At 52.1% G+C, this 25,493-nt stretch carries 24 protein-coding genes; 16 read left to right on the forward strand and 8 right to left on the reverse strand.

Translation table 11 applies throughout. The features are described 5' to 3' along the window. Positions 1–12: 12 nt before the first annotated feature. Positions 13–1,161 (reverse strand): trypsin-like peptidase domain-containing protein, encoded by a 1,149-nt coding sequence (locus D568_RS0113770; RefSeq protein WP_020210191.1) that lies wholly within the window; start codon positions 1,159–1,161, stop codon positions 13–15. A 17-nt stretch (positions 1,162–1,178) separates the two neighbouring features. After that, positions 1,179–1,661 carry a Z-ring associated ZapG family protein gene (locus D568_RS20210; protein ID WP_020210192.1) on the reverse strand — a complete coding sequence of 161 codons (483 nt, stop codon included), beginning with the start codon at positions 1,659–1,661 and terminating at the stop codon, positions 1,179–1,181. Positions 1,662–1,779: 118 nt separating this feature from the next. Between D568_RS20210 and D568_RS0113780 the strand changes: the two genes are divergently transcribed. The 16 genes from D568_RS0113780 (at position 1,780) to D568_RS0113855 (ending at position 18,560) form a co-directional block, all read left to right on the forward strand. Next, positions 1,780–2,475, forward strand: a complete 696-nt coding sequence (locus D568_RS0113780) for an alpha/beta hydrolase (protein WP_020210193.1) — start codon at positions 1,780–1,782, stop codon at positions 2,473–2,475. Further along, the gene (gene zapE, locus D568_RS0113785; RefSeq protein ID WP_051084065.1) at positions 2,451–3,590 is read left to right on the forward strand and encodes a cell division protein ZapE; all 1,140 of its coding nucleotides are present in this window, start codon (positions 2,451–2,453) and stop codon (positions 3,588–3,590) included. Before D568_RS0113780 ends, zapE begins: the two co-directional genes overlap by 25 nt. A 138-nt stretch (positions 3,591–3,728) precedes the next feature. After that, positions 3,729–4,157 (forward strand): 50S ribosomal protein L13, encoded by a 429-nt coding sequence (gene rplM, locus D568_RS0113790; RefSeq protein ID WP_020210195.1) that lies wholly within the window; start codon positions 3,729–3,731, stop codon positions 4,155–4,157. 14 nt (positions 4,158–4,171) lie between these two features. Further along, on the forward strand, positions 4,172–4,564 hold the full coding sequence (rpsI, locus tag D568_RS0113795; protein ID WP_020210196.1) for a 30S ribosomal protein S9: 393 nt from the start codon (positions 4,172–4,174) through the stop codon (positions 4,562–4,564). A gap of 257 nt (positions 4,565–4,821) precedes the next feature. Further along, the gene (petA, locus tag D568_RS0113800) at positions 4,822–5,415 is read left to right on the forward strand and encodes a ubiquinol-cytochrome c reductase iron-sulfur subunit (RefSeq protein ID WP_020210197.1); all 594 of its coding nucleotides are present in this window, start codon (positions 4,822–4,824) and stop codon (positions 5,413–5,415) included. A 1-nt stretch (position 5,416) separates the two neighbouring features. Further along, a complete protein-coding gene (locus tag D568_RS0113805) occupies positions 5,417–7,468 on the forward strand; it encodes a ubiquinol-cytochrome c reductase (RefSeq protein ID WP_020210198.1) in 2,052 nt (683 codons plus the stop codon). Between the two features lie 56 nt (positions 7,469–7,524). Then, positions 7,525–8,163: a glutathione S-transferase N-terminal domain-containing protein gene (locus D568_RS0113810; RefSeq protein ID WP_020210199.1), complete on the forward strand. Its 639-nt coding sequence runs from the start codon at positions 7,525–7,527 to the stop codon at positions 8,161–8,163. Positions 8,164–8,217: 54 nt separating this feature from the next. Next, a complete protein-coding gene (locus tag D568_RS0113815; protein WP_020210200.1) occupies positions 8,218–8,613 on the forward strand; it encodes a ClpXP protease specificity-enhancing factor in 396 nt (131 codons plus the stop codon). A 151-nt stretch (positions 8,614–8,764) separates the two neighbouring features. Next, positions 8,765–9,382, forward strand: a complete 618-nt coding sequence (locus D568_RS0113820) for a Yip1 family protein (protein WP_020210201.1) — start codon at positions 8,765–8,767, stop codon at positions 9,380–9,382. 181 nt (positions 9,383–9,563) lie between these two features. Then, positions 9,564–10,532 carry a PstS family phosphate ABC transporter substrate-binding protein gene (locus D568_RS0113825; protein WP_020210202.1) on the forward strand — a complete coding sequence of 323 codons (969 nt, stop codon included), beginning with the start codon at positions 9,564–9,566 and terminating at the stop codon, positions 10,530–10,532. 142 nt (positions 10,533–10,674) lie between these two features. Beyond that, a complete protein-coding gene (locus D568_RS0113830; RefSeq protein ID WP_020210203.1) occupies positions 10,675–12,957 on the forward strand; it encodes an ABC transporter permease subunit in 2,283 nt (760 codons plus the stop codon). Positions 12,958–12,974: 17 nt separating this feature from the next. Further along, positions 12,975–14,642 carry a phosphate ABC transporter permease PstA gene (gene pstA, locus D568_RS0113835; RefSeq protein WP_020210204.1) on the forward strand — a complete coding sequence of 556 codons (1,668 nt, stop codon included), beginning with the start codon at positions 12,975–12,977 and terminating at the stop codon, positions 14,640–14,642. Between the two features lie 163 nt (positions 14,643–14,805). Next, entirely contained in the window at positions 14,806–15,576 is a 771-nt protein-coding gene (pstB, locus tag D568_RS0113840) for a phosphate ABC transporter ATP-binding protein PstB (RefSeq protein WP_245551642.1), read from the forward strand. A 49-nt stretch (positions 15,577–15,625) separates the two neighbouring features. Further along, complete coding sequence (phoU, locus tag D568_RS0113845) at positions 15,626–16,354, forward strand: phosphate signaling complex protein PhoU (protein WP_020210206.1); 729 nt, start codon at positions 15,626–15,628, stop codon at positions 16,352–16,354. 63 nt (positions 16,355–16,417) lie between these two features. Then, a complete protein-coding gene (locus tag D568_RS0113850; protein ID WP_020210207.1) occupies positions 16,418–16,972 on the forward strand; it encodes a thioredoxin family protein in 555 nt (184 codons plus the stop codon). Positions 16,973–17,006: 34 nt separating this feature from the next. After that, the gene (locus D568_RS0113855) at positions 17,007–18,560 is read left to right on the forward strand and encodes a mechanosensitive ion channel family protein (protein WP_020210208.1); all 1,554 of its coding nucleotides are present in this window, start codon (positions 17,007–17,009) and stop codon (positions 18,558–18,560) included. 59 nt (positions 18,561–18,619) lie between these two features. Here D568_RS0113855 and purD read toward each other — a convergent pair whose 3' ends face one another. The 6 genes from purD to prmA all read right to left on the reverse strand — a co-directional run bounded on the left by purD (position 18,620) and on the right by prmA (position 25,464). Beyond that, on the reverse strand, positions 18,620–19,912 hold the full coding sequence (purD, locus tag D568_RS0113860) for a phosphoribosylamine--glycine ligase (RefSeq protein WP_020210209.1): 1,293 nt from the start codon (positions 19,910–19,912) through the stop codon (positions 18,620–18,622). A gap of 126 nt (positions 19,913–20,038) precedes the next feature. Further along, positions 20,039–21,616 carry a bifunctional phosphoribosylaminoimidazolecarboxamide formyltransferase/IMP cyclohydrolase gene (purH, locus tag D568_RS0113865; protein ID WP_020210210.1) on the reverse strand — a complete coding sequence of 526 codons (1,578 nt, stop codon included), beginning with the start codon at positions 21,614–21,616 and terminating at the stop codon, positions 20,039–20,041. A 98-nt stretch (positions 21,617–21,714) separates the two neighbouring features. After that, entirely contained in the window at positions 21,715–22,011 is a 297-nt protein-coding gene (gene fis / locus D568_RS0113870; RefSeq protein WP_020210211.1) for a DNA-binding transcriptional regulator Fis, read from the reverse strand. Beyond that, entirely contained in the window at positions 22,008–22,997 is a 990-nt protein-coding gene (dusB, locus tag D568_RS0113875) for a tRNA dihydrouridine synthase DusB (protein WP_157497878.1), read from the reverse strand. The genes fis and dusB overlap by 4 nt, the downstream gene beginning before the upstream one ends. A gap of 169 nt (positions 22,998–23,166) precedes the next feature. Further along, complete coding sequence (locus D568_RS0113885; protein WP_020210213.1) at positions 23,167–24,498, reverse strand: DUF3426 domain-containing protein; 1,332 nt, start codon at positions 24,496–24,498, stop codon at positions 23,167–23,169. 84 nt (positions 24,499–24,582) lie between these two features. Beyond that, positions 24,583–25,464 carry a 50S ribosomal protein L11 methyltransferase gene (prmA, locus tag D568_RS0113890; protein ID WP_020210214.1) on the reverse strand — a complete coding sequence of 294 codons (882 nt, stop codon included), beginning with the start codon at positions 25,462–25,464 and terminating at the stop codon, positions 24,583–24,585. Between the last annotated feature and the right edge of the window lie 29 nt (positions 25,465–25,493).

Here is a 25,493-nt window from a genome sequence, read left to right on the forward strand (position 1 = left end):
GAGCGACAGACTTTAAGTTCTAACGCTGCTGTCTATCGGCCGTTCGGCCACAGTTACCTCAAGCTCAAGTTGCTCGGGTTGGGCGTTAAGTTTGGGGCGTAATACGCGGACGGTCACCTTGGTTCCCGGGTCGAGCTCGGCGACTTCATTCAGGCCCTGGCGCTCGGTACCAATAGGCTGGCCGTTAATGTGCGTTAATAGGTCACCACGTTGAATGCCTGCAATATGCGCGGGCTGATTATGGCTTACATCGGTTACCAATACGCCGGGAGTGTTGCTGGGTATGCCCAGCTCCTGCAGTTGCGTATCGCTTAAGCGTTCGACGGTGAGCCCCAGCCAGCCCCGAACTACGCGGCCATATTTAATAATGTCGTTGAGCGAGTCCATGGCATCGTCAACGGGTACCGCAAAGCCAATGCCCACCGTATCAAAAATAATCGCTGCGTTAATGCCCAGCAGGTTGCCCTGAGTGTCGATCAGCGCGCCGCCGGAATTCCCCGGGTTAATGGCAGCGTCGGTCTGAATATAATTTTCGTAAACGCTCAAGCCCAAGCCATAGCGGCTTAGCGCGCTGACAATCCCTTGGGTGACGGTTTGCCCAACCCCAAAAGGGTTGCCAATCGCCAATACCACATCGCCCACACGGGCAGCTTTGGGGTTGCCCAGGTTGATGGGGGTGAGGTTGTCCAGCTCGATTTTCAGTACGGCCAAATCGCTTTCCGGGTCGTTGCCAATAAACGTCGCCCCGGCACGACGACCGTCGTGCAGCAACACTAAAATCTCGTCCGCACCGTCAATAACGTGATTGTTGGTGAGCAGATAGCCCTCCTCGCTGACAATAACCCCCGAGCCAAGTGCTGATTGTACCCGTTTTTGCTGGCTGGGATTGCGATACAGTTGTTCGTACAGCGGGTGATTGGCTAAGGGGTGGCGGCGAGTTTCAATAACTTTGCGCGAATAGATGTTGACTACTGAGTTCGCCGCTTTGTTGACGGCGTCAGCGTAAGAGAGAGTGGTCCCTGTGGTGTGTCGGGTCGTAACCGGGTTGTTGCTGCCCTCGGGCAGCAAATCTGGAAATAATGCAAAAACTAATAGCGCAATTACTAGCCCTGCCACGACGGGCCAAGCGAAAAATTGCAACGCTCTGGTAAGGCGGGGCATGCGCTCTCCAGCTGTTTTTATGAGTTGTGTTGGCTGCGAGTATGGGGATCAGAGTCGGCGCTGGCGGTTTCGCTTGTCTCTAAATCGTAGTCTTCGCTTAAAGTACCCTTGTGGCCTTCACGTTTCGGGGCCCAGTCGCGTGGCGCTTCAACTTTTGCGTGCTCAATGCTTTCATTGCCACCCGGCAGTTGGTGTTCAGCATCGGCCAGCAATTGACGGCTAATTTCAGGCGTGCTGAGCTTCAGGGCGCTGGTGGCTAAGTGCTCATGCATATCCCGATAGCTTTCATTAAGGCTGTGGACCAGCTCCGTAGTGCGAGCGAAATGTTCGGTGACGTCGCGTTGATAAAGATCCAGTGCCTGTTCTGCTTCTTGTAGGCGCTTTTGCATCTCGGCGTTACGACCGCCGCCGCTGCCATTGCGTGAGAGAATATAGCCTGCTGCACATCCGACCAATAGTGAAACCAGTACTGCAACAATGATCGTAACTAATGAAAACACAAAAACTCTCCTGATATAGACCGCTCAACGTACGAGCCTGATGCGTTAGCAGGCCCTTACCATTATTATACGGCCTTTTGGCCACTAAAGAGAGGTGCAGGGCGCAAGTAGATGATATATGGCCCCTGTTAAATTATCGAATATGAAAGATCTGTTTTTATCGGCGACTAAAGTGTTGCTTGATGGGCCTGTGGGCACTCTGGAAGTTGCTGTGGACCTCGGGAGTAAAGACGGCGCTTACCGGGCTTGCAACACCTTTGCAGTCATTGCCCATCCCCACCCTCTGCATGGGGGCACCATGGATAATAAAGTGGTGACAACATTAATGCGCAGCTATCGAGAGTTGGGGGTTGATGTGCTGCGTTTTAACTTTCGCGGAGTGGGGCGAAGTACTGGTGAGCACGATCATGCGGTTGGTGAGCTGGATGATATGCTGGCGGTATTAAGGGCAGGGTTGGTGGCGCGCCCGCAGGCAAGACCGTTCTTGGCTGGATTCTCGTTTGGTTCATCTGTTGCGGCGCGAGCCAGTTATCAGGTTAATACGGCGCACCTGTGTTTGGTGGCACCTCCTGTGCCGCGCTACGATTTCGAGTCCGGTGGCGCATTTCCCGCTCCGCTCAGTATTCTGCAGGGGGAAGCGGATGAGCGCGTCGAAGAATCAGAGGTAAGGCAGTGGGTAGGCGGATTGTCGGGCGAAATACGCTATCACGCCTTTCCCGCTACGGGCCATTTTTTTCACGGCCAATTGGTGGAGTTAAAGCAGTTGTTGACAGATGATATAAATCAGCAATGCCCTGTGCGGGGGCTGCTGTGAGCAAAGAGTTATCAGGGGGGCTGCTATCTCCCAGGCAGCGCTATGAACGAGATCTTGAGTTGCCAGGCTTTCACTCGGACGCCTCTCAGGAGCAGGCTGTTGCAGAGCTTCAGGCTCTTTATGAAGCGCTGGCAGAGACGCCAAAGCAGCCGAGTCTCTGGAAGAGGTTGCGCGGCAGGGGGCAGCGTGAACCGGTGCGGGGTTTGTATTTCTGGGGGGGCGTTGGGCGCGGCAAAACCTATTTGATGGATAACTTCTACGAAAGCCTGCCGTTTGAGGCCAAAATGCGGGCTCACTTTCACCGTTTCATGCGTCGGGTGCACGGTGAGTTAAAGCAGCTGGCGGGCCAGAAAAACCCCCTGGAGCAGGTGGCCGCGAACATAGCAGGCGAGGCGCGAGTTATTTGTTTCGACGAATTTTTTGTGAGTGACATCACTGATGCGATGATTTTGGCCGGCTTGTTGGAGGGGTTGTTCCGTCGTGGCGTGACTCTGGTGGCTACCTCCAATATCGAGCCTTCTGGGTTGTATAAAGACGGTTTGCAGCGCGAGCGCTTTTTGCCTGCGATCGCTTTGCTGCAAAAGTACACTAAAGTCGTGAACGTGGACGGCGGTGTTGATTATCGCTTGCGAGCCCTTGAGCAGGCCGAGCTATATTACAGCCCGTTAGGTGAGGTGGCGGAGCAATCCCTCGCCAGTGCGTTTGAAAGCCTGGCTCCGGCAGGTGCAAAGCATCGAGTTAACGTTGAGCTTGAAGTGGAAGGGCGTATTATCAAGGCGCGCTGTGTGGCCGACGATGTGGCGTGGTTTGAGTTTGATGCGTTATGCGATGGGCCTCGCTCACAAAATGATTATATTGAATTGGCGAGAGAGTTTCACTCAGTGCTAATTGCCAACGTGCCTTTATTGGGGGGCGATAAGGACGATCAGGCCCGACGCTTTATCAATATGGTGGATGAGTTCTATGATCGCCACGTCAAGTTGGTGGTGTCAGCGCAAATGCCTCTGGAGTCTCTTTACGGCGGCGGGCGTTTGGGATTTGAGTTTGAGCGCACCGCCAGCCGCCTGCTTGAGATGCGCAGCCGGGAGTATTTGGGGCGGCCGCACAAGCCTTAATAGGTGCAACTTGCGGCCGGTGTTTTTACGCGCTGCAGGATGGATAAAAAAAGTGCAAAAAGTGGTTGAAAAGAAGTCGGCGCTTATGTAGTATTCGCGCTCTTTTGTGGGAAGCACCACCTAGTAGGCAGGTATAACATGAAGACATATAGTGCTAAAGCAGAATCGGTCGTTCGCGATTGGTTCGTCATAGATGCAGAAGGTAAGACTCTGGGCCGTATGGCTGCCGAGATCGCTACTCGTCTGCGCGGAAAGCACAAACCTGAGTACACCCCGCATGTTGACACCGGTGACTACATTGTAGTTATTAACGCAGAGAAAGTTGCTGTGACCGGGCGCAAAGCTACTGACAAGATGTACTATCGTCACACCGGCTATATCGGTGGCATCAAGTCTATTAGCTTTGAGAAGCTGATCGATAAGGCTCCAGAGCGTGTGATTCAGTCTGCTGTAAAAGGCATGCTGCCACGTGGTCCTCTCGGTCGCGCTATGTTCAACAAGTTGAAAGTGTACGCAGGTAGTGAGCATCCGCACACTGCTCAGCAGCCGCAAGAACTTAACATCTAAACGGAAAGCTGATTATGGCAGTTACTCAATATTACGGTACCGGCCGTCGTAAGACCTCGACCGCTCGAGTGTTCATTACTCCAGGCACTGGTACAATCACCATTAATGGTCGTCCGCTGGATCAGTATTTCGGTCGCGAAGTTGCACAGATGGTTGTGCGTCAGCCGCTGGAGCTCACTGATCTGACAGAAAAATTCGACGTTAAAGCCACCGTTGCCGGTGGTGGTAGTTTTGGTCAGGCGGGTGCTATTCGCCACGGCCTGACTCGCGCTCTGATGGAGTACGATGAAACATTGCGTCAGCCGCTGCGTGCCGAGGGTTATGTAACCCGCGATTCGCGTGAAGTTGAGCGTAAGAAAGTCGGTCTGCGCAAAGCACGTAAGAAGCCACAATTCTCCAAGCGTTAATTGGGATTGTTGCTGCTGTGCAGCAGAACAGAGAAAAGCGCCCTGGTTTACCTTGGGCGCTTTTTTTGTATCTATTATTTTGGTTACTAGGTCGCGTCTGTCTGCGAGCCCTTGTGAGACGCGGGCTTGCGCCCTTTTCCTTGTAACGGGCGCGCATTTTCATTAAGATTGGGCAATTTTTTAAGACAATAAGATCCATCTAAATATTTGAAATTCAGTGATTTTTAGCCGTCGATGCTGTTAGGGGAGAAACCGTCATGAGCAATGACGTTGTCAACAAAACACGCCGCCGTGTACTCACTGGTGCCACTACTGTTGTGGGCGCTATAGGTGCAGTGGGCGCTGCCGTTCCGTTTGTCGGGTCTTGGAACCCGAGCGCCAAAGCGAAAGCTGCAGGTGCACCGGTACAAGTCAATATCAGTAAAATTGAGCCAGGCGCTATGATTACCGTTGAGTGGCGCGGGAAGCCGGTTTATATCGTGCGTCGCACGGAAGAGGCTCTTGAGAATCTCGCAAAAACGGATGATCTGGTGCGTGATCCCAACTCGGAAGAGCCCCAGCAGCCTGCTTACGCGACCAATCACACTCGCTCTATTAAGCCTGAAGTTCTGATTCTGCTTGGGTTATGTACTCACTTAGGGTGTGCGCCGATGTTTCGTCCGGAAGTTGGTGCGGCGGACCTGGGCGGAGATATTTGGCAGGGTGGTTTTTTCTGCCCCTGCCACGGTTCTAAATTCGATTTGGCGGGTCGGGTGTTTAAAGGCGTCCCTGCTCCAATCAATTTACAAGTGCCTCCCCACAGGTACGACAGCGACAGTCTGGTAACCATCGGCGTGGATCAGGAGGCATAACATGAACTGGATGAAAGGTCTTTGGAATTGGGTTGATGCCCGCCTGCCGGTGCAGCGCGCCTGGGATACCCACATGGGTAAATACTATGCGCCGAAAAACTTTAATTTCTGGTATTTCTTTGGGGTTTTGTCGATTCTGGTGCTGGTAAACCAGCTATTAACCGGTATCTGGCTGACCATGAATTACACGCCCAGCGCCGAGGAAGCGTTTGCTTCGGTAGAGTACATCATGCGTGATGTGGACTATGGCTGGATTCTCCGCTATATGCACTCCACAGGGGCTTCCGCCTTCTTTGTCGTGGTGTATCTGCACATGTTCCGCGGTTTAATGTATGGCTCTTATAAGGCGCCTCGCGAGCTGGTGTGGATCTTCGGTATGACCATTTACCTGGTGCTGATGGCCGAAGCCTTTATGGGGTATGTGCTGCCCTGGGGGCAGATGTCTTACTGGGGTGCGCAGGTGATTGTATCGCTTGCAGGTGCGATTCCTGTGGTGGGCGACTCCCTGGTTGAATGGGTGCGCGGTGACTACCTGATTTCGGGTATTACCCTAAACCGTTTCTTCGCGTTGCACGTTGTTGCGCTGCCGATTGTTCTCTTGGGGCTGGTAGTGCTGCATCTCTTGGCGCTGCACGAAGTCGGCTCGAACAACCCAGACGGTATCGAGATCAAAAAGAACAAAGATGAAAACGGTGTACCTAAAGACGGCGTGGCTTTCCACCCCTTCTACACGGTGCATGATCTGGTGGGCGTGTCTGTCTTCCTGTTTGTTTTCTGTTTCGTGCTGTTCTTTATGCCGGAGATGGGTGGTTTCTTCCTGGAGTACGCTAACTTTGAAGAAGCGAATAACCTGAAGACCCCTGAGCATATTGCACCTGTTTGGTACTTCACGCCTTTCTACGCCATTTTGCGTGCAGTCACCTTCGATATTGGGCCTCTGAGTTCCAAGTTCTTGGGTCTGATTGCCATGGGGGCCGCGATTGCCATCTTGTTTGTGCTGCCTTGGTTGGATAAGAGCCCGGTTAAGTCCATGCGCTACAAAGGTAATTTCAGCCGTGTAGCGCTGATTGTGTTCGCCGCGGCCTTTGTGATTCTGGGTTATCTCGGTGTGAAAGCCCCAACTCCGGGTCGCACCATCTTGTCTCAGGTATGTACTATTTTGTACTTCGCCTATTTCATTGGCATGCCGTTCTGGACTAAGCGCGAGAAAACTGAGCCAGAGCCTGAGCGTGTTCGTATGAAGGGCTTGCCCCTGCACCTGACCTTAGGTGGCTTTGTGCTCTTCGCTATTCTGGTCGTGGTGCCCATCAAAGCCGTTGGTGCTGAAAGCCACTTTGCCTGCGGTTCTATCCCCTGTGACACCATGGAGCCAGATTTGGAAAACAAAGCGTCGCTGCAGCGCGGCGCCAAGTATTTCGTCAACTACTGCATGGGGTGTCACTCGGCGAAATTCTCTCGCTACGGTCGTGTGGCCGATGATCTGGGTATCCCCCAAGATGTAATGATGGACAATCTGGTTTTTGGTGAGCGCCGTATCGGCGATTTGATGGAAAACGCCATGACCAAAGAGCAGGGCAAAAAGTGGTTTGGTGCGGCCCCGCCGGACTTAACCCTGGTGGCTCGCTCTCGTTCTCCTGAGTGGCTGTATACCTACCTGCGCAACTTTTATAAAGATGAGTCGCGTCCTTTAGGGGTAAACAACCGCGTTTTTGCTAACGTGGGTATGCCTCACGTGATGCTCGAGCTTCAGGGGCTGCATGAGTGTGGCGCGGGTCCTGCACTAGATGGCCATGGTAACGCCGAACGTGACAATTTGGGTAACTTGGTCATGGATGAGCATTGTGGTGCGCTTGTTGAAGGCGACATAAAAGGCACTATGAGTACCGAAGAGTTTGATCGTGCTATCTATGATCTGGTGAACTTTTTGGAGTATGTGGCTGAGCCCTCCCAGTTAGATCGCAAGCGCATAGGTGTGTTTGTTCTGCTGTTTTTGTGTGTATTGTTTGTCTTTACCTACTTGTTAAACCGTGAATACTGGAAAGGTATTCATTGATCTTAGAGCGGGCCTGTTAGCCCGCTCCCATTACTATTGACTACTGAGGTGACTTAATGGGTGTTGTGACTAAGCGCTCATCCATGATTTTTTATTCTGACCCTACAGATCATTACAGCCATCGTGTGCGTATTGTTCTTGCCGAAAAAGGTGTTTCGGTGGACATGGTTGAAGGAGATTCGGCGAACAAGCCCCGCGAGTTAGCCGACTTGAATCCGTACAATACGCTGCCAACTCTCGTGGATCGTGATCTGTCTCTGTACGAGTCAAAAGTAATCATGGAGTATTTGGATGAGCGTTTCCCTCATCCGCCGCTGCTGCCGGTTTACCCGGTAGCCAGGGCGCAAAGTCGCCTGTGGATGTACCGCCTGGAGCGAGATTGGGCGCCGATGGTTGATGCTATCGTGCAAGGTGGTGAGGCTGAGCAAGTTGAGCATGCACGTAAGGAATTAAAAGACAGTTTGCTGACAATTGCTCCTATCTTTGCCGAGATGCCTTTCTTTATGAGCGAGGAGTTCACCATTGTAGACTGTTGTTTGGGGCCCATTTTGTGGCGCTTGAATTCTTTAGGTATTGAGTTGCCAAGTACCCGTCAGAGCTTGCCCTTACAGCAATACATGGAGCGTTTATTCTCGCGTGAGTCCTTCCAACAAAGCTTGACTGAGCCTGAGAAGGAAATGCGTCCGCAAGCTTAGTTTCTACGACGGGGCTTGGCCCCGTTTTTCTTTACTCGACTTCAGGAGCGCTTTATGCCGATGAGTTCAAGTCGCCCCTATATGATCCGTGCTTTGTATGAGTGGATTGTAGACAATGCCTGTACGCCTTATATCTTGGTTAATGCGCGGGCAACTGGGGTGGAAGTGCCTCAGGAACATGTCAATAAAGATGGCCAGATCGTTTTGAACATATCACCTGCCTCGGTGGTAGGTTTGGATTTGTCTCAAGAGCATATTGCCTTTAGCGCGAGGTTTGGCGGTATTCCCCGAGACCTCTTTATTCCCTCTTACGCCGTGTTAGGTATTTATGCTCGTGAGAATGGCCAGGGCATGGTGTTTGATGCTGAGCCTGAACCACCGACCCCGCCAGAGCCTCCAAAGCCGGAAGGTGATGAGGAAAAACGACCCAGTTTGCGAGTGGTTAAGTAACGGGGTAACACCCGTTATGACTTATATTTCTTTGTACGTTTAGCGTTCAGTATCCATATAGCAATATCTTATTTGTTGCCCTGTGGCGCCACTTGTTATCGTAAATCCTGCAGATCCACTGAATAATAAAAACAGCTGTAGGAGAAGTAGTATGGCAATGTTCCAACACACGTTTGGTATCTTCACCAACCCTGACCGCGAATGGCAGCGTATACGTAATGAAGACCAAAGCTTTTTTAAGGTCTATTGGACACATGTACCACTTTTAGCATTAATTCCTGTGGTGTGTGCTTTTTTTGGGGTAACGCAACAGGGCTGGAGCATTGGCAGCGGGGGAGTGGTTAAGCTTACTTCCGACAGTGCCTTGATCCTTTGCGGTTTTGCCTATCTTGCGCAACTCGTGGCGGTGTATATCCTGGGAGAATACATTAATTGGATGAGCCACAGTTTTGGGGTGACCGACGAAGATTCACGTCGCCACTACGAGGGCACTGCTTTAGCCGTTTATTCAGCTACACCTATGATGCTGGCTGGCTTCGTACTCTTATTTCCTGAGCTCTGGTTAGTGGCTGGGGTATTTATTCTGGCGGCGTGCTACTCGATTTATTTGATTTATGAGGGCATTCCAATATTGATGAATATTCCCAAGGAGCGAGGTTTTGTATACGCCAGTTCAGTTATTACTGTAGGTTTGGTGTTGGCTGTAGTGGTTATGGTCGCTACGGTTATTGTATGGGGTTCGGGTATGGGCCCTGTATATGTAAGTTGATGTTTTTACACTGAGTTTTTAAGGCGGCTTCGGCCGCCTTTCGTGTTTATTGCAAGGCTATTTTTTGAATGTGTATTTTTTGTGACATTTTCTTTACAGCTTGTCACATAATTGTCATATAGGCTCGATAGAGTGCGCCGGAGTTTAAGATTTTAGCGAAATTATCCAATAGGAGCGCACGATGAAAGCCAGTAAGATTTTTCGCGGTTTAGCCCTTGCCGGTTCAATGATGTGTTCGGCTGTATTTGCCGATGTGGACCCCAACTTACCTGAATACACTGCCACCTCTGGTGTGTCTGGAAACGTCAATAGCATTGGCTCTGACACCCTTAATAACCTGATGACGTTATGGGCGGAAGAATTCGCCAAGTTTTACCCCAACGTTAATATTCAGATCCAAGGCGCTGGCTCATCTACCGCGCCACCAGCGCTCACCGAAGGCACTGCTAACTTCGGCCCAATGAGCCGAGAAATGAAAGCCTCAGAAATTCAGGCTTTTGAAGCACATTTTGGTTACAAGCCAACCGCTGTTCCTGTTGCGATTGATGTGGTAGCAGTGTACGTGAATAAAGATAACCCAATTGAAGGCCTGACAATGGCGGAAGTGGATGCCATTTTCTCCGCCACTCGCCGTTGTGGTTATGGCGAAGACATTACCCGTTGGGGGCAGGTGGGCTTGGATGGGGCTTGGGCCAATCGTGATTTCACCATGTACAGCCGCAATGCCGTGTCTGGGACGTATGGCTTTTTTAAGGATGTCGCACTGTGTGGGGGCGACTATAAAGCAAGCATTAACGAGCAGCCTGGTTCAGCATCGGTAGTGCAGGGTGTGAGTGAGTCTATTAACGGTATTGGCTACTCTGGTATTGGTTATGTAACTTCTAGCGTTCGTGCGCTTCCTTTGGCTGCTGAAGAAGGCCAGCCTTATGCACCGGCCGACGCCGAACACGCCGCTGATGGCAGTTACCCAATGGCCCGATTCCTTTACGTTTACATTAATAAGCACCCCAACCGCCCCCTGGATCCAATGCAGGCTGAGTTCCTGAAAATGGTGATTTCTAAGCAAGGACAGGAAGTGGTAGTACGTGATGGCTATATTCCCTTGCCAGCGAAGGTTGCCGAGCGTGTGACTAACGAGCTGGGCCTTTAACCACGCGAATGGCGGTGTGCTCTGTAGCCGCCGCTAAATTTGTCTTAGATCGCTGCTGGCAAGGTTGCCAAGCATAAATCGCAAAGGGTTTAAGCGGCCGACAGCAGCGAGCACCTAATTTTTTCATCAGGATTTTCAGGCAATGAGTGACACGACTCCCGCACCCCAGGCCGGCGAGAGCCTTATGCCCAATGCACGTGAACGGGCCCGGTTGCGCAACGTTCGCAGACTTAAAGACCGCTTCTCGCACTGGGGGGTGGCTACTGCTGGCTTGGCCGTGGTGGGCGCGCTGGGATTAATTTTTTTCTATCTGTTTTCTGAAGTAGTGCCCCTGTTAAAAGATGCGGACGTTGAATTACGGGAGTCCTATCCGGTTAGCGCAACGGGAGCAGACACTGACGTCCAGCATTTAATTCTTGAACGCTACGAGGAGCTGGGAGCCAAGGTTACCGCTGATGGGGTAAGTTTCTTTCTTGCCGACAGCGGTCAAGAACAGGCGGATTACAACGTGGCCGCTCCGGCGGGAGCGAAGCAGACAGCCTTGGGCCTGAGTACCCCAGGTGAAGCGCTGCTGGCCTATGGATACAGTAACGGCCAGCTGGTGTTGACGCAGCTGAGTTACCGCTTAAGTTACCCCAATGACCAGCGCAAAATCACCCCTCAGCTTGAATACCCATTAGGCCAAGCCCCCCTGCAGTTTGATGAGCAGGGCCGTGAGCTGTCACACATCGCGGTACAAGCGACGCAACGCGGTTTTGTAATTGCTGCGGCTACCGCAGACGGTCGTTTGTTGCTAGGGCGCTATTCGGCCCGTGAAAATTTAATGACCGGTGAAGTAACCACTACGGGTAAGGTAGAGGTGTTGCCGCCGTTACCCAGCGGTGTTACACCGGTGTTGCTTGAGGTGGATAAAACCGCAAGTCATTTAGTGGTGGCCGACGATCAAGCCAACCTGCATCTTTATGCGGTCTCTGATCGTGGCGAACCCGCTCTAACTGAAACTGTTGCAACTGAGCGTGGCCAGATTACTGCCATGCGCTTTTTGGTGGGCACTGGGTCGTTGGTCATCGGCACCGAAAGCGGCAATGTGAGCCAATGGTTGTTGGTACGAGATCCGAAAAATATTTATCACGTGCAACCTGTGCGCGATTTCGAGTCTCTTTCCTCTGCGGTCACTACGATTACCCCTGAATACGCCCGGCGCGGCTTCTGGGTAGGCGACAGTTCGGGCAATATTGGTGTCTATCACGGCACGGCCGCTCGCACTTTGATGGTGGAAAACGTCAGCGACCACGGCGTTGAGAATATCGCTATATCGCCTATTAACCGTAAGATGCTGCTGTTGGATGCATCAAACCAAGTTCAGGTAATGGATGTGTGGAACGAGCATCCAGAAATTTCTTTCAGCTCATTATGGCAAAAAGTCTGGTACGAAGGTCGCAGCGGCCCTGAGTACGTGTGGCAGGCTTCCTCCGGTGGCGATGAATTTGAATCGAAAATGAGCCTTGTGCCTTTATCTTTGGGCACGCTCAAAGCTGCCTTTTTTGCCATGCTGTTTGCTATCCCACTGGGTATTATGGGCGCGCTGTATACCGCTTATTTTATGACGCCTAAAATGCGTGGGTTAGTGAAGCCGACCATTGAAATCATGGAGGCGTTGCCAACAGTTATTTTGGGCTTTTTGGCGGGACTTTGGTTGGCCCCGTTTTTAGAAAATCACCTGCCCGCGATCTTTAGCGTTCTGATCTTTATGCCGTTGATGATGGTGTTGGTTGGCTACGCCTGGTCTCGTTTACCTCAAGCTGTGCGCACGCAAGTCCCTGAAGGTTGGGAGGCGGCGATTTTGATTCTGCCTATTCTGCTTACCGGCTGGATGTGTGTAGCACTGAGCCCTTTTATCGAAGTGTGGTTCTTCTCTGGCAGTATGCGCCAATGGTTTACGGATAATGGTATTGATTACGATCAACGCAATGCTCTTGTGGTGGGCATCGCTATGGGGTTTGCTGTCATTCCTACTATTTTCTCAATTGCCGAAGATGCGATCTTCAATGTGCCGCGCCATTTGACTCAGGGCTCTTTGGCGCTGGGGGCAACTCGCTGGCAAACCGTAGTGGGCGTAGTTCTTCCTACTGCCAGCCCCGGTATTTTTTCGGCGGTAATGATGGGCTTTGGTCGCGCAGTGGGTGAAACCATGATTGTCCTTATGGCTACCGGCAACAGCCCCGTGGTGAACTTCAATATTTTCGAAGGTATGCGCACACTATCGGCCAATATCGCCGTTGAATTACCTGAGACAGCGGTTGATAGCACACACTTTAGGGTGCTGTTTTTGGCTGCCATTGTTCTGCTTACGCTGACATTTATCGTTAATACGTGCGCAGAAATCATTCGCCAGCGCTTGCGTAAACGCTACAGCAATCTGTAATTGGGGAGACGACACAAATGAAAAGTTGGTTTAAAAGTGGCGCCCCCTGGATTTGGCTAAATGGCGGCGCAGTGGCACTTTGTGTGGTGATGGTAGTAGGGCTGATCGGTTTAATTGCGATTCGCGGTTTCGGGCATTTTTGGCCTGCGGATGTGATGCAGACCACTATCATCGATAAAAGCGGTGCCGAGCATACCATTTTGGGTGAGAAAGTGCGCTCTGAAACCATTCCGGCCGCTGTGGCTCGGGATGGTGGTTACACGGTACCTGACGATGTCGAGTTAGTAACCCGCTACCTGGTAAAGCAGGGCAACCGCGATGTCAGCGGCCGAGACTTTAACTGGTATATGGAAACCGGTATGGGCGAATGGGCCTATCCCGAAAATGCCATGGTGATTGAGCGCAGAGAATGGGGGAGTTTTTATGGATTTCCCGTCGCGTTGCAAGAAAATGGCAAAGTATTGCTTAGCGCCTCTGATGAAAACTTCTGGCATGAGCTGCAAGAACGAGTGGAGCGTAGTGTCGAGTTACATGAAGAGATTAACCATATTGAGAAAGTCGATATTGGTCGGATCAATCATGCGCTGGAGCGTATGCGCTTAGATCGTCGTCGTCTCGAATTAGAGGGGGTAGACTCGGCAGCTTTGGCTGAAGCCGAAGCTGAGTTTGCTGCGCGCAAGGCCGAGCTGGATGCTCAGTATCTTCAGGTTAAAGGTGAGCGAGATAAGCTCTATCGTCAACTGGGTCGCGATACACTGGTAGCGGAGGTGGCATCTGGCACTCAGGTAAACATACCGCTACAAAATGTGGTTCGTATAACCACGCCTAACGCGTTAGGTGTGGTTGCCAAGCTCGGACAATATATTGAGCGCTTTTGGGAGTTTTTAACCGACGAACCCCGCGAAGCCAACACAGAAGGTGGTATTTTCCCGGCGATTTTTGGCACCGTGACCATGGTTCTGGTTATGTCGATAATCGTTACTCCATTTGGTGTGTTGGCGGCGATTTACCTACGGGAATACGCCAAACAGGGGCCCGTATTACGGTTAATTCGTATCTCGGTTTATAACCTGGCAGGTGTGCCATCCATTGTGTATGGCGTATTTGGCTTGGGCTTTTTTGTTTACTTTCTCGGCGGCAGCATCGACGAGCTGTTCTACCCAGAGTCTTTGCCCGCTCCCACGTTCGGTACTCCTGGCTTGTTTTGGGCATCATTGACCTTGGCACTTTTAACTCTGCCTGTGGTGATTGTGTCTACGGAGGAAGGGCTTTCGCGTATCCCTACCACCATTCGTCAGGGCTCTTTAGCTTTGGGGGCTACCAAAGCAGAAACTCTGTGGAAAGTGGTGGTGCCCTTAGCGACCCCGGCCATGATGACCGGACTTATTCTCGCGATTGCTCGCGCGGCCGGTGAAGTGGCCCCGCTGATGCTGGTAGGTGTGGTAAAGCTGGCACCATCGTTACCCATTGATGGCAATTATCCCTATCTGCACTTGGACCAAAAAATCATGCACTTGGGTTTCCATATTTACGATGTGGGTTTTCAAAGCCCCAACGTAGAAGCTGCCCGCCCGCTGGTTTACGCCACTGCACTCACGCTGGTGCTGCTGATTATTGTGCTGAACTTAACCGCCATTCGAATTCGCAACAGTCTGCGTGAAAAGTACCGCAGCGCGTCTGATTGATAACGGGAGTTGAATCATGTTAGAAACCAAAGCCGTTAGCAACCAAAACCCTGTTGATGAAAACCACTCGGCCGCCGATAAGGCGAGGGAAGCTGCCAACTACCGCGCCGCTGTTGAGTCGCCCGCAGGTGCGGCTTTGCGCCCCAACGAACAAACTGAATCTATGTCTATGGAAAATGAAACGATTAAGCTGCAGGTCTCTGACCTTAACCTTTACTATGGTGAAAAACGGGCCCTGAATAACATCAGTTTGGATATTCCCGAGAAAAAGGTAACCGCGTTTATTGGGCCATCCGGTTGTGGTAAGTCGACTTTACTGCGCTGTTTTAATCGCATGAACGACTTGGTGGATAGTTGCCGGATTGACGGCAAAATTCTGTTAGATAAAGATGATATTTACGCGCCGGGCGTAGATGTGGCCGAACTGCGACGACAAGTGGGAATGGTGTTTCAAAAGCCCAATCCATTTCCCAAGTCGATTTACGAAAATGTCGCCTATGGGTTGCGTTTACAGGGCGTGAAATCAAAGCGCACTCTGGATACCGTGGTGGAAAATTCTCTGCGCGGCGCCGCTTTGTGGGACGAGGTCAAAGATCGCCTGCACGACAACGCCTTTGGTTTGTCGGGGGGGCAGCAACAGCGTTTGGTGATTGCTCGTGCGATTGCGATTGAGCCCGAAGTCATCCTGTTGGATGAGCCCGCATCCGCACTGGATCCGATCTCAACCTTAAAAATTGAAGAGTTGATTTACGAATTGAAAGACAAGTACACCATCGTTATCGTCACCCATAATATGCAGCAGGCGGCACGGGTCTCTGATTACACCGCGTTTATGTACATGGGTGATTTGATTGAGTTTGGTGATACAGATACCTTGTTTACCAATCCAACAGAAAAACAAACCGAAGACTATATTACCGGCCGCTACGGCTAAGCCTTAGCGCACTTTTTAACCTCGATAACTTACGTAGAAGACATTGGCCATGGATATTACCAGTCACACTCACCACATCTCCCAGCAGTTTAATATCGAGCTGGATGATATTAAAACGCACCTGGCGGAAATGGGCGGCATGGCCGAGCGCCAGGTAAATGATGCCATCACCGCGATGATCGAGGTGGACCTGGAAAAGGCTGAGCAAGTCGTGCACGGCGATCGTAAAGTGAATTCGATGGAGGTATCCATCGATGAAGAGTGTGTGCGTATTCTGGCCAAGCGCCAGCCCGCGGCAGGTGATTTACGTTTGGTGATTGCGGTGACTAAAGCCATTACAGACCTTGAGCGTATCGGTGATGAAGCGAGCAAAATCGCTCGCCAGGCGATCGCCCTGAGCCGCGATGGCGCCGCGCCGCGTGGGTATGTAGAGATGCGCCATATTGGCAACCATGTATCACGCATGTTGCATGATTCTCTGGACGCCTTTGCCCGCCTTGATCTCGATGTGGCGCTTAAAGTGGTACAAACTGACCGTACCGTGGATATGGAATACTCCACCGCCATGCGTGAAATGATCACCTACATGATTGAGGATCCGCGCAGTATCACTCGTGTGCTGAATATTATGTGGTCTCTACGGGCGCTGGAGCGTATTGGCGACCATGCTCGTAACATCGCTCAGTATGTGGTGTATCTGGTGAAAGGCGAGGATGTTCGCCATGGCAGCTATGAAGAAATTGAAGAGCAGATTCAACAGAGTGATACGGACAGTTAAGCCAGTTTTACATTGAAGCTTGAGCGAGGTTAAATAGCCATACATCTTAATAATGGAGGATTTATGGCTCGCACCCCGTCAAACATGTTGCCTCTAGGTACGGAGTTGCCGTCTGTTAAGCTACCGGATGGTGCAGGCGATGTTTATAATATACACGATAATCTAAAACAGAACGGGCTGCTGGTGATGTTCATCTGCAACCACTGCCCATTTGTTTTGCATATTGCAGATTTCCTCTCGCCTATGGCGCTCGAGCTGAGTAAGCTCGGTGTTGGTTCAGTGGCCATTAGTTCAAATGATGTTATTCAACATCCTGATGACGCTCCCAGTAAAATGGTCGCTTTTGCGGCTCAGCATAATTTCCCTTTTCCATATCTATACGATGAATCTCAAGACGTGGCCCGGGCCTTTGACGCCGCTTGTACGCCGGATTTTTATTTATTTAATGGTGAGGGAAAGCTGGTTTACCGGGGCCAGATAGACAGTGCGCGCCCAGGTAACGATGAGCCAGTAAATGGTGTTGACTTGCTCGCGGCTGCCAGAGCACTTGCCGAAGGCGGCGAGATAAACCCTGCGCAACGTCCGAGCTTGGGTTGCAATATCAAATGGAAGGTATAAGCAGTTGCAGCGGATATTTCTTATAAGTTGGCTTGTGGGCCTTAGCTGCTGGTGGTTGGCAGGCTTGGCACAAGGGCAGGAGGTCACGCTCAAAGACATTGTCGATGCGAATGCACTGGCTGAAGAAGAGGTCGCTCATTTACAGCGTTCACGCCCTCTTGCCACACCTTTGGGAGCCGTACTTTTACTGCGTGAAGCAGGGCGTAAAGAGCAGTGGGAGGCCATGGCTCAGTATGCCGATTTACGCTACCTACCTGACGATGTTAAGGCGGTACCTCCCGCAGAGCTAATGCGTAAGCTCACCCTGGTGTGGGAGCAATATCAAATACTGGATATGGCCAGTATCAGCAACGAAGAGACCGGTAAGCTCGATGATGGCCTTCCACCTTACCGAGAGCTTTTAGGGAGTTTACGAGGCAGCTCTAAAACGTATGACATGTATCTACAGCGTGTCCCGGATGAAGATGGTCATCAAGTATGGAAGCTGTCTAACGCCAGTGTGGCGCAAATCCCCGAACTCTGGAGTCGATATGGATACCCCTCTCAGCTAGAAATACTTGAGCGTTGGCTGCCCAATTTCAAGTTGTTTCACATGCATAACTGGCAAGTTGTTGCATTGATTTTGCTGATTGTCGTGGCGTGGCTCGGTACAGGCATCATCAAGTGGGTACTGCTCAAGCTGGTGGAGCGCTTTTCTATTTATGGCGACACCATGCAAAGGCTTATCCGTAAGCCATTGCGCCGTTTCTTGTTTTTCCTTTTCCTGAACTGGAGCGTTTTCCAATTAGGGTTACCCCTTAAGGCCAGAGTTATTTTTGATACAGGCTTTCTTGCCTATCTTGCAGGCCTGTTTCTGGTGTTGGGGGTGGTTGAGTTTTTTCGCGCTGTTTATATCGGTCGAGCCATCGCGCGTGATGAAACTTACGCCCCGGGTTTTGTTACGCCTTTAGTCACCACGTTAAAAGTTATTATCATTATTTTCGCGGTGCTATTCTGGCTGGAAAGCGCCGGGTACAACATGGCAACCGTATTAACGGGTTTGGGTATTGGTTCGCTTGCGGTGGCACTGGCGGCGCAGAAAACATTAGAGAACGTATTTGGTGCATTTACTTTGTTTATTGCACGTCCGATCAAACCCGGTGATTTTTGCTGCTTTGGCAATGTGGTTGGCACCGTTGAGGAAATTGGCTTGCGTTCCACTGTGCTGCGAAAATTAGACCGCACGTTAGTGAATGTGCCCAACTCGCTGTTTTCAGCGCAAGTATTGGAGAATTTCACCGAGATCGATCAACGTTTGTATCGGCAGAGTTTTTACCTGTCTCTTGATGTCACCAGTCAGAAGTTACAGGCCGCTCTGGAAGAAATGAATAAGGTGCTGGAAGAGCATCCGCGGGTGCTCGAAACATCACGCAGGGTTCGTTTTGAGGCAGTGGAGCGTCAAGGTTTCTTGTTGCAAGCTAACGCCTACATAAATACCGCTGACTTTAGTGAGTTTTTGCCTGTTGCTGAGAGCCTAAATTTACAGATGCTACAGGTTTTAGAGAGCTTGCAAATACCCTTGGCGCACTGGACTCCAGCGTTTGAATAATCATTAATATCAAAGACCATAAAAAACCCGCTTGGTAGCGGGTTTTTTATGGCTTTTTATTAGCGAGTTTCTTGCTCGCGGGCGATGGCCCGGTAGGCAATGTCGCGGCGCAGGTAGACGTCTTTCCACTGGATTTTATCGGCCAGTTGATAGGCGCGCTGTTGCGCTTCGCTGACGGTATCGCCCAGTGCGGTGGCGCAAAGAACACGCCCGCCATTGGTCACCACTTGGCCGCCTTTTTCCGCGGTCCCGGCGTGGAATACTTTCTCGCCAACGGTTTCACTGGTGGGCAGTCCGGAAATAATATCGCCTTTATTGTAGCTGCCAGGGTAGCCACCGGCGGCTAATACCACGCCAACAGAGGCGCGTGAATCCCACTCGGCCTTGGCTTTATCCAGCTCGCCACGGGTGGCAGCCAGACACAACTCAACCAAATCGGATTGTAAGCGCAGCATGATCGGTTGGGTTTCCGGATCACCAAAACGGCAATTGTATTCGATAACTTTAGGTGTTCCTTCGCCGTCGATCATCAGACCGGCGTAAAGAAACCCTGTGTAGCGGTTGCCTTCGGCGGCCATGCCTTCGACGGTGGGCTTAATCACTTCATCCATAATGCGCTGATAAACAGCGTCCGTTACAACCGGTGCGGGTGAGTAAGCACCCATGCCGCCGGTATTCAAACCCGTGTCGCCATCGCCGGCGCGCTTGTGGTCTTGACTGGTTGCCATGGGCAGAATATTTTCGCCGTCTACCATCACGATAAAGCTGGCTTCTTCGCCGGTGAGAAACTCTTCAATCACCACGCGGTAACCGGCATCGCCAAAGGCGTTGCCCGATAACATATCGCGCACGGCCTCTTCAGCCTGAGCGAGTGTTTCGGCTACGATCACGCCTTTACCGGCGGCCAGACCATCGGCTTTCACCACGATAGGCGCGCCTTTTTCCCGCAAGTACGCGAGGGCGGGCTCTACTTCGGTGAAGTTTTGATACTCCGCGGTGGGGATGTTGTGGCGGGCTAAAAAGTCTTTGGTAAACGACTTTGAGCCTTCAAGCTGCGCAGCACCTTTGCTCGGGCCAAAACACACTAAGTCATGTTCGGCAAAGTAGTCGACAACGCCTTCAACCAGCGGTACTTCAGGGCCGACGATGGTCAGCTCAATTTGCTCGGCCTTGGCAAATTCTACCAATTGCGCAAAGTCGCCAACGCCAATGTCGACGTTCTTTAACTTGTCATCCAGTGCTGTACCGGCATTGCCCGGCGCAAGAAAAACAGTGTCCACTTTTTTACTCTGGGCGGCTTTCCAGGCCAGAGCGTGTTCGCGGCCACCGCCGCCGATGATAAGAATGTTCATGGTTTTCGGTAAACGGCTAACGGGGAACGGTGTGTGTTCCGGCGTGCTGCCGATCCTCCTGAATTTTTGTTTTACGTTAGACGGCGGACGATTCGTTGGTTTGTAAATCGTCCGTCGTTATTCGTTTTAGTGGCGGAAATGACGCATTCCGGTAAACACCATGGCAATGCCTGCTTCATCAGCAGCGGCAATGACTTCTTCGTCGCGCATGGAGCCGCCCGGTTGAATCACCGCGGCGATACCCGCGGCGGCCGCGTTATCAATGCCATCGCGGAAGGGGAAGAACGCATCGGACGCCATCACAGAGCCCGGTACTTCAAGCCCTGCGTGCTCGGCTTTAATACCGGCAATACGCGCTGAGTTCACACGGCTCATCTGGCCCGCGCCCACCCCGATGGTGGCGCCATCCTTACCGTAGACAATAGCGTTGGATTTAACCATTTTTGCCACTTTCCAGGTAAACAGCAGGTCGCGCATTTGAGCTTCGGTGGGCACTTTTTTGGTGACCACTTTTAAATCGGACTCGCTGACGGTGCCATTGTCACGGTCTTGCACCAGTAAGCCGCCGGCGACGCGTTTGTAGTCGAAGTCGCTCGGTGCTTGGCCCCATTCGCCGCACTCCAGCAAACGCACATTTTTCTTTGCGCTTACCGCTTCAACCGCGGCCGAATCAATTGCCGGAGCGATGATGACTTCAACAAATTGTTTCTCGACAATCGCTTTAGCAGTAGCGGCATCCAATGTGCGGTTGAAAGCGATGATGCCGCCAAATGCAGATTCGGGATCGGTGGCGAAGGCGCGTTCGTAGGCGCTCAGCAGATTCTCGCCGCTGGCTACGCCACACGGGTTGGCGTGCTTAACGATAACGCAGGTGGGAGCGTCAAATAGCTTAACGGTTTCCAGCGCAGCGTCGGTATCAGCGATATTGTTGTAAGACAACTCTTTGCCTTGTAGCTGTTTGGCCGTCGAAATAGTGCCGGGTGCTGGATTTTTCTCCACAAAAAAAGCGCTTTTTTGATGGGAGTTTTCACCGTAGCGCAGTGTTTGCACTTGATGGAACTGGCTGTTAAAGGTGCGCGGAAAATCTTCGTTGCCACCTTCAACCATGCGGCCGAAATAGTTAGCAATAGCGCCGTCGTAGGCGGCGGTGTGCTCGTAGGCTTTGATGGCGAGATCAAAGCGGGTTTTGTAGGTGGTGCTGCCGTTGTTGGCTTGGATCTCACCCAATACTTTGTCATAGTCGCTGGCGTTTACCACGATGTTAACCCAGGCGTGATTCTTTGCCGCCGCGCGAACCATAGTGGGGCCACCGATATCAATGTTTTCAATGGCGTCTTCCAGTGAGCAATCCGCCTTGGCCACGGTGTTTTCAAAGGGGTAAAGGTTAACCACGACCATATCGATGCCACCGATGCCGTGCTCATTCATCACCGCGTCATCCTGGCCGCGACGGGCGAGGATGCCACCGTGTACCTTGGGGTGCAGGGTTTTAACCCGGCCGTCCATCATTTCGGGAAAGCCCGTGTAGTCGGACACTTCCACGGCGGGAATTTGGTTGTCTTTTAACAGGCGGTAGGTGCCGCCGGTTGAGAGGATTTCGACACCCGCTTGGTGCAGGGCAGTGGCAAATTCGACAATTCCGGTTTTATCCGACACGCTGATCAGTGCGCGTTTTACCGGTGCCAGGTCGGTGACATTGCTCATATGGTTTCGGTTTTCCATTAGCATGTTGACAGGGGGTAAAAATAAAAAGGGTGGTCATAACCACCCCGGAGCCCAGACGCTAAGCGTCTAAAGCGCGATTACAGCAAGCCGTATTGTTTCAGCTTTTTGCGCAGGGTGCCGCGGTTTAAACCCAGAACCTGAGCGGCGCGAGTTTGGTTGTGGCGGGTGTACTTCAGTACCACTTCCAACAGTGGCGCTTCAACTTCGGCCATTACCATTTCATAGACGTTACTTACCGATTGTCCGTCCAGGTGCTGGAAATAATTTTCCATGGCTTGCTCTACACTACCGCGCAACGACTGGCCCTGGGGTTCGGCCACACTTTGCTGGGGTGCGATAGGTGCATCGGTAATAAATGTTTCTGCTGAGTTCATGCCGCTTTTTCCTCTCTTTCTATCAGCGGTTCGAAGTAGTTGCGAACGCTGGCATGTTGATCTTCGGTCTTATCCAGCTGGTTAAAGCTGGCGCGAAACGGCTCGCTGTCGGGCATGGTTTTCAAGTACCAGCCCAAGTGCTTACGCGCAATACGCGGGCCCATAACGGGGCCGTAAAATTCGGCCAGTTCACCCAGATGGGCACAGAGTATGTCCCTGATATCACTCAGGGGAGGTTCCGGCAAGTGATCACCTGTGCGCAAATAGTGATCGATTTGTCGGAAAATCCAAGGGCGCCCCTGGGCCGCCCGCCCAATCATGACGGCTTGGGCGCCCGTGTGGTCGAGTACCTGACGCGCCTTTTCAGGGCTGTCGATATCGCCATTACAAAACACCGGTATGTCTAGCTGACTTACTACCTCGGCTATAGTGTCGTACTCGGCGCTGCCACCGAAACGGCAGGCGCGGGTTCGACCATGTATGGCTAAGGCGGCAATGCCTAAGTCTTGCGCAAGGCGGGCAATGGTTGCCGCGTTACGTGACTCGGGGCACCAACCGGTGCGTATTTTCAGGGTGACAGGTACTTCTACTGCGGTTACTACCGCGTGCAGAATATCCGCCACCAGTTGTTTATCCTTTAATAGGGCCGATCCCGCTGCTTTCTTGCAGACTTTTTTGGCTGGGCAACCCATGTTGATATCGATGATTTCTGCGCCGTTATCGACATTGAGTCGCGCGGCCTCAGCCATCATCTGCGGGTCTCCACCGGCAATCTGTACGGCTATAGGGCCGACTTCACCGGCGTGATCCAGTCTCTGACGACTCTTACGGCTATGCCATAATGAGCTGTCAGAAGTTACCATTTCAGAAACTACCAGCCCCGCGCCTTGAGCGCGACATAGTTGACGAAAGGGACGATCGGTAACACCAGCCATGGGGGCGAGTATCACCCTCGAGTCGATGTGATAGGGACCAATCTGAAACACTTTCAACTACCTACCGACGCTGTTTGTTACTGGGCTTGCTTACCCGACCGTGTTGGTCGGGTGAAAGGTGCCGCCGAAAAAGGCTGGCTATGATACCTTTTTGCAACTGGATTGGGAACGCAGAAATCAGCCAGATTGTGTTTTTTTTAGCCGATTTTGGTCTTGACTTTTAGCGAATTTCCATACGGTAGTTCACGGCCTCGGGGCCGGGGTCTGCCAGCTCTAAAGAAAGGTGTATGGGTTGCTTGGAAGGCATGATAGTGCTGCCCGCCAGCTCACCTCGAAGGTACTCGGCAGGAGTAAATTCGCGGCTTGCTACAGGTTTGTTGTTGGTGCTGGTGAACACCAGGCGCAAATTAGGGTAGCGCTGGGCAAAGGGGGCATTGTTGAGAATCATGGCGTCTACCATTAACGCGCTGTTAACTTCCGGGTGGTTGCGAACCACGAGGTTATACGCCTTGATACGTGATTTATCGGCTTGCGCGGGTAGCGTGCAGCCCAGTGCATCGCAGGCGGCCTGGTAATAAGGTCGGTAGGTTTGCGTGCTTGCGAGGCGGTCAAACTGCAGCCAGGCGACTTGAGCCACTAACGCGAGCAGTGCCAAAAATGAGAGTCCTCCCCATAATAAACGCGACCGCCAGCGGCTGGAGCTGATGTCCGTCATTTCGACGGGAACCTGATCAATGCCCATCAAAAGTGCGGTGCGATCACTGTCGTAAGCGCGCAGGCTTTCGCTGTGGGCCGGCTCTTCATCGGGGTTGTCGTGCAGATGAAAGCGTGGCGCAGGTGCGCTGCTGTCAGTGGGCTCGGCGGGTGGAGCTTCGTAAGTGGTGTCCGGCTCTACATCGGGGTATGTATCGGGTTCATCATTGTCGAAAATAAATTCATCGGCGTCGAGGCTTGTTGAATACTCACTTGGCTCGGAGGCATTCAAATTGTCAGCGCGACTGGGTGTGCTCGCTGCCTGAACGTTATTGTCTTCGCGCAGCAAGCTTTCTGCCCAGGACTCATCGCTATCGTCAATAAACTCTTGTTCTTCTCTATGGGGTTTGCGGTCAAACAGTGAGCGGTCTTCCTGTTTGGAGCCGACGTATAAAATATCCTCTTCGGGGGCAGAGGTTTGGTCCATGTCGTCGCTGATTAAAAAATCATCATCCTGCTCGCTTTCTCGATCAATTTGCTCTTGATCAAATAGCAGCTTGCCGCTTTTCTCACGTTTGCTCTGGTGCGGTGTGGCGCCTTCTGAGGAAGGGGCTGCCGGTGTTTTGGGTTCTTCTATAGCCAGGCTGGTTTGTTCAGGGGGTGGCGTTGACTTTGCTTTGGCCGCAGGCCTGGGGGTGGTTTTAGGCTTGACGATGGCCCCTTCGATCAGGTGCTGCTCGGCGTTAAATATATGCAGGCAGGAGCCACAGCGTACCGCGCCCTTGGCTTTTTGTATCTGTGTCGGAGTAATCCGAAACGAGGTTTTACACTGGGGGCAGCGGGTAACCATATTGGCCATGGATCAGGCAGTCCTTTCAAATGCGCGTGGCGTACAGTTCTCTGAGTGTAACGACAAACCCGAGCGGGGTAAATTGGCGCTATTTTAGCGAATTTTGCGCCCGGTTATTCGAACCCACTCGTCTTTTTGTGCGACGGGGTCAAATTCAAAGTGTCCGCTGTAAGCGTCCATAACCGTTTGCGCTTGAGTCGCTAATATGCCTGACAGGCAAATATACCCGTTTAAGCGAGTTAGAGCGGTAAGTTTCGGTGCCAGCTCTGCCAGAGGGCCGGCCAGTATATTGGCCAGTACGACGTCGGCGTTCGCCTCGGGAGCTTGCGCGGGCAGATATACCGGCATGGCGTCTGCCTCCAGGTGGTTGCGGGCGGCATTGGCTTTGGTGGCGATTAAGGCTTGTGGATCAATGTCCACCCCTAATGCATGTTTGGCACCGAGCCTAAGCGCGGCAATGCCGAGAATGCCAGAGCCGCAGCCGTAATCGATAATGTCTAGCCCCTCAAGGTTTTGGTCGTTCAGCCACTGCATGCACAAATAGGTGGTGGGGTGGGTGCCGGTGCCAAAGGCGAGGCCGGGGTCGAGCAGAATATTAATTTTTTCTGGTTCCGGTGGTTCACACCAGCTGGGGCAAATCCATAAGCGGTCGCCGCAACAGATGGGATGGTAATTGCTCATCCACTCCCGTTCCCAGTCTTTATCTTCAAGCTGTTCCCAGTAGTGCTCCGGCAGGTTTTCGCCCAGTGCACTTGTAATGCTGGCAGTGGTTATCGCGGTGTCGATATCGGCATCGAACAGGCCGGTAATTTTTACCTGATCCCACAGCGGGGTTTCACCCAGGCCGGGCTCGAGAATGGGTTGGTCGGCGTTGTCTTCTAAGGTTACCGAGCAGGCGCCGCAGCTTAATAAAGCGTCTTCGAGCGGTTCGGTTTGTTTGCGGGTGGTGGTGAGTTTTAATTGCAGCCAGGGCATAGTCGTCAACTTGAAAGCAGAGCGCCACC

The sequence above is a fragment of the Gilvimarinus chinensis DSM 19667 genome, from assembly GCF_000377745.1.
GTDB lineage: Bacteria > Pseudomonadota > Gammaproteobacteria > Pseudomonadales > Cellvibrionaceae > Gilvimarinus > Gilvimarinus chinensis.

Excerpts from the sequence above, each read along its gene's own strand:
- D568_RS0113770 (WP_020210191.1), bottom strand. The coding sequence starts at position 1,161 with ATGCCCCGCCTTACCAGAGCGTTGCAATTTTTCGCTTGGCCCGTCGTG.
- rplM (WP_020210195.1), top strand. The coding sequence starts at position 3,729 with ATGAAGACATATAGTGCTAAAGCAGAATCGGTCGTTCGCGATTGGTTC.
- D568_RS0113885 (WP_020210213.1), bottom strand. The coding sequence starts at position 24,498 with ATGGCCAATATGGTTACCCGCTGCCCCCAGTGTAAAACCTCGTTTCGG.
- D568_RS0113830 (WP_020210203.1), top strand. The coding sequence starts at position 10,675 with ATGAGTGACACGACTCCCGCACCCCAGGCCGGCGAGAGCCTTATGCCC.
- phoU (WP_020210206.1), top strand. The coding sequence starts at position 15,626 with ATGGATATTACCAGTCACACTCACCACATCTCCCAGCAGTTTAATATC.
- purH (WP_020210210.1), bottom strand. The coding sequence starts at position 21,616 with ATGAGCAATGTCACCGACCTGGCACCGGTAAAACGCGCACTGATCAGC.
- purD (WP_020210209.1), bottom strand. The coding sequence starts at position 19,912 with ATGAACATTCTTATCATCGGCGGCGGTGGCCGCGAACACGCTCTGGCC.
- fis (WP_020210211.1), bottom strand. The coding sequence starts at position 22,011 with ATGAACTCAGCAGAAACATTTATTACCGATGCACCTATCGCACCCCAG.
- D568_RS0113850 (WP_020210207.1), top strand. The coding sequence starts at position 16,418 with ATGGCTCGCACCCCGTCAAACATGTTGCCTCTAGGTACGGAGTTGCCG.
- D568_RS0113810 (WP_020210199.1), top strand. The coding sequence starts at position 7,525 with ATGGGTGTTGTGACTAAGCGCTCATCCATGATTTTTTATTCTGACCCT.
- rpsI (WP_020210196.1), top strand. The coding sequence starts at position 4,172 with ATGGCAGTTACTCAATATTACGGTACCGGCCGTCGTAAGACCTCGACC.
- pstA (WP_020210204.1), top strand. The coding sequence starts at position 12,975 with ATGAAAAGTTGGTTTAAAAGTGGCGCCCCCTGGATTTGGCTAAATGGC.
- zapE (WP_051084065.1), top strand. The coding sequence starts at position 2,451 with ATGCCCTGTGCGGGGGCTGCTGTGAGCAAAGAGTTATCAGGGGGGCTG.
- D568_RS0113820 (WP_020210201.1), top strand. The coding sequence starts at position 8,765 with ATGGCAATGTTCCAACACACGTTTGGTATCTTCACCAACCCTGACCGC.
- D568_RS0113815 (WP_020210200.1), top strand. The coding sequence starts at position 8,218 with ATGCCGATGAGTTCAAGTCGCCCCTATATGATCCGTGCTTTGTATGAG.
- petA (WP_020210197.1), top strand. The coding sequence starts at position 4,822 with ATGAGCAATGACGTTGTCAACAAAACACGCCGCCGTGTACTCACTGGT.
- pstB (WP_245551642.1), top strand. The coding sequence starts at position 14,806 with ATGTCTATGGAAAATGAAACGATTAAGCTGCAGGTCTCTGACCTTAAC.
- prmA (WP_020210214.1), bottom strand. The coding sequence starts at position 25,464 with ATGCCCTGGCTGCAATTAAAACTCACCACCACCCGCAAACAAACCGAA.
- D568_RS0113805 (WP_020210198.1), top strand. The coding sequence starts at position 5,417 with ATGAACTGGATGAAAGGTCTTTGGAATTGGGTTGATGCCCGCCTGCCG.
- D568_RS0113825 (WP_020210202.1), top strand. The coding sequence starts at position 9,564 with ATGAAAGCCAGTAAGATTTTTCGCGGTTTAGCCCTTGCCGGTTCAATG.
- D568_RS0113780 (WP_020210193.1), top strand. The coding sequence starts at position 1,780 with ATGGCCCCTGTTAAATTATCGAATATGAAAGATCTGTTTTTATCGGCG.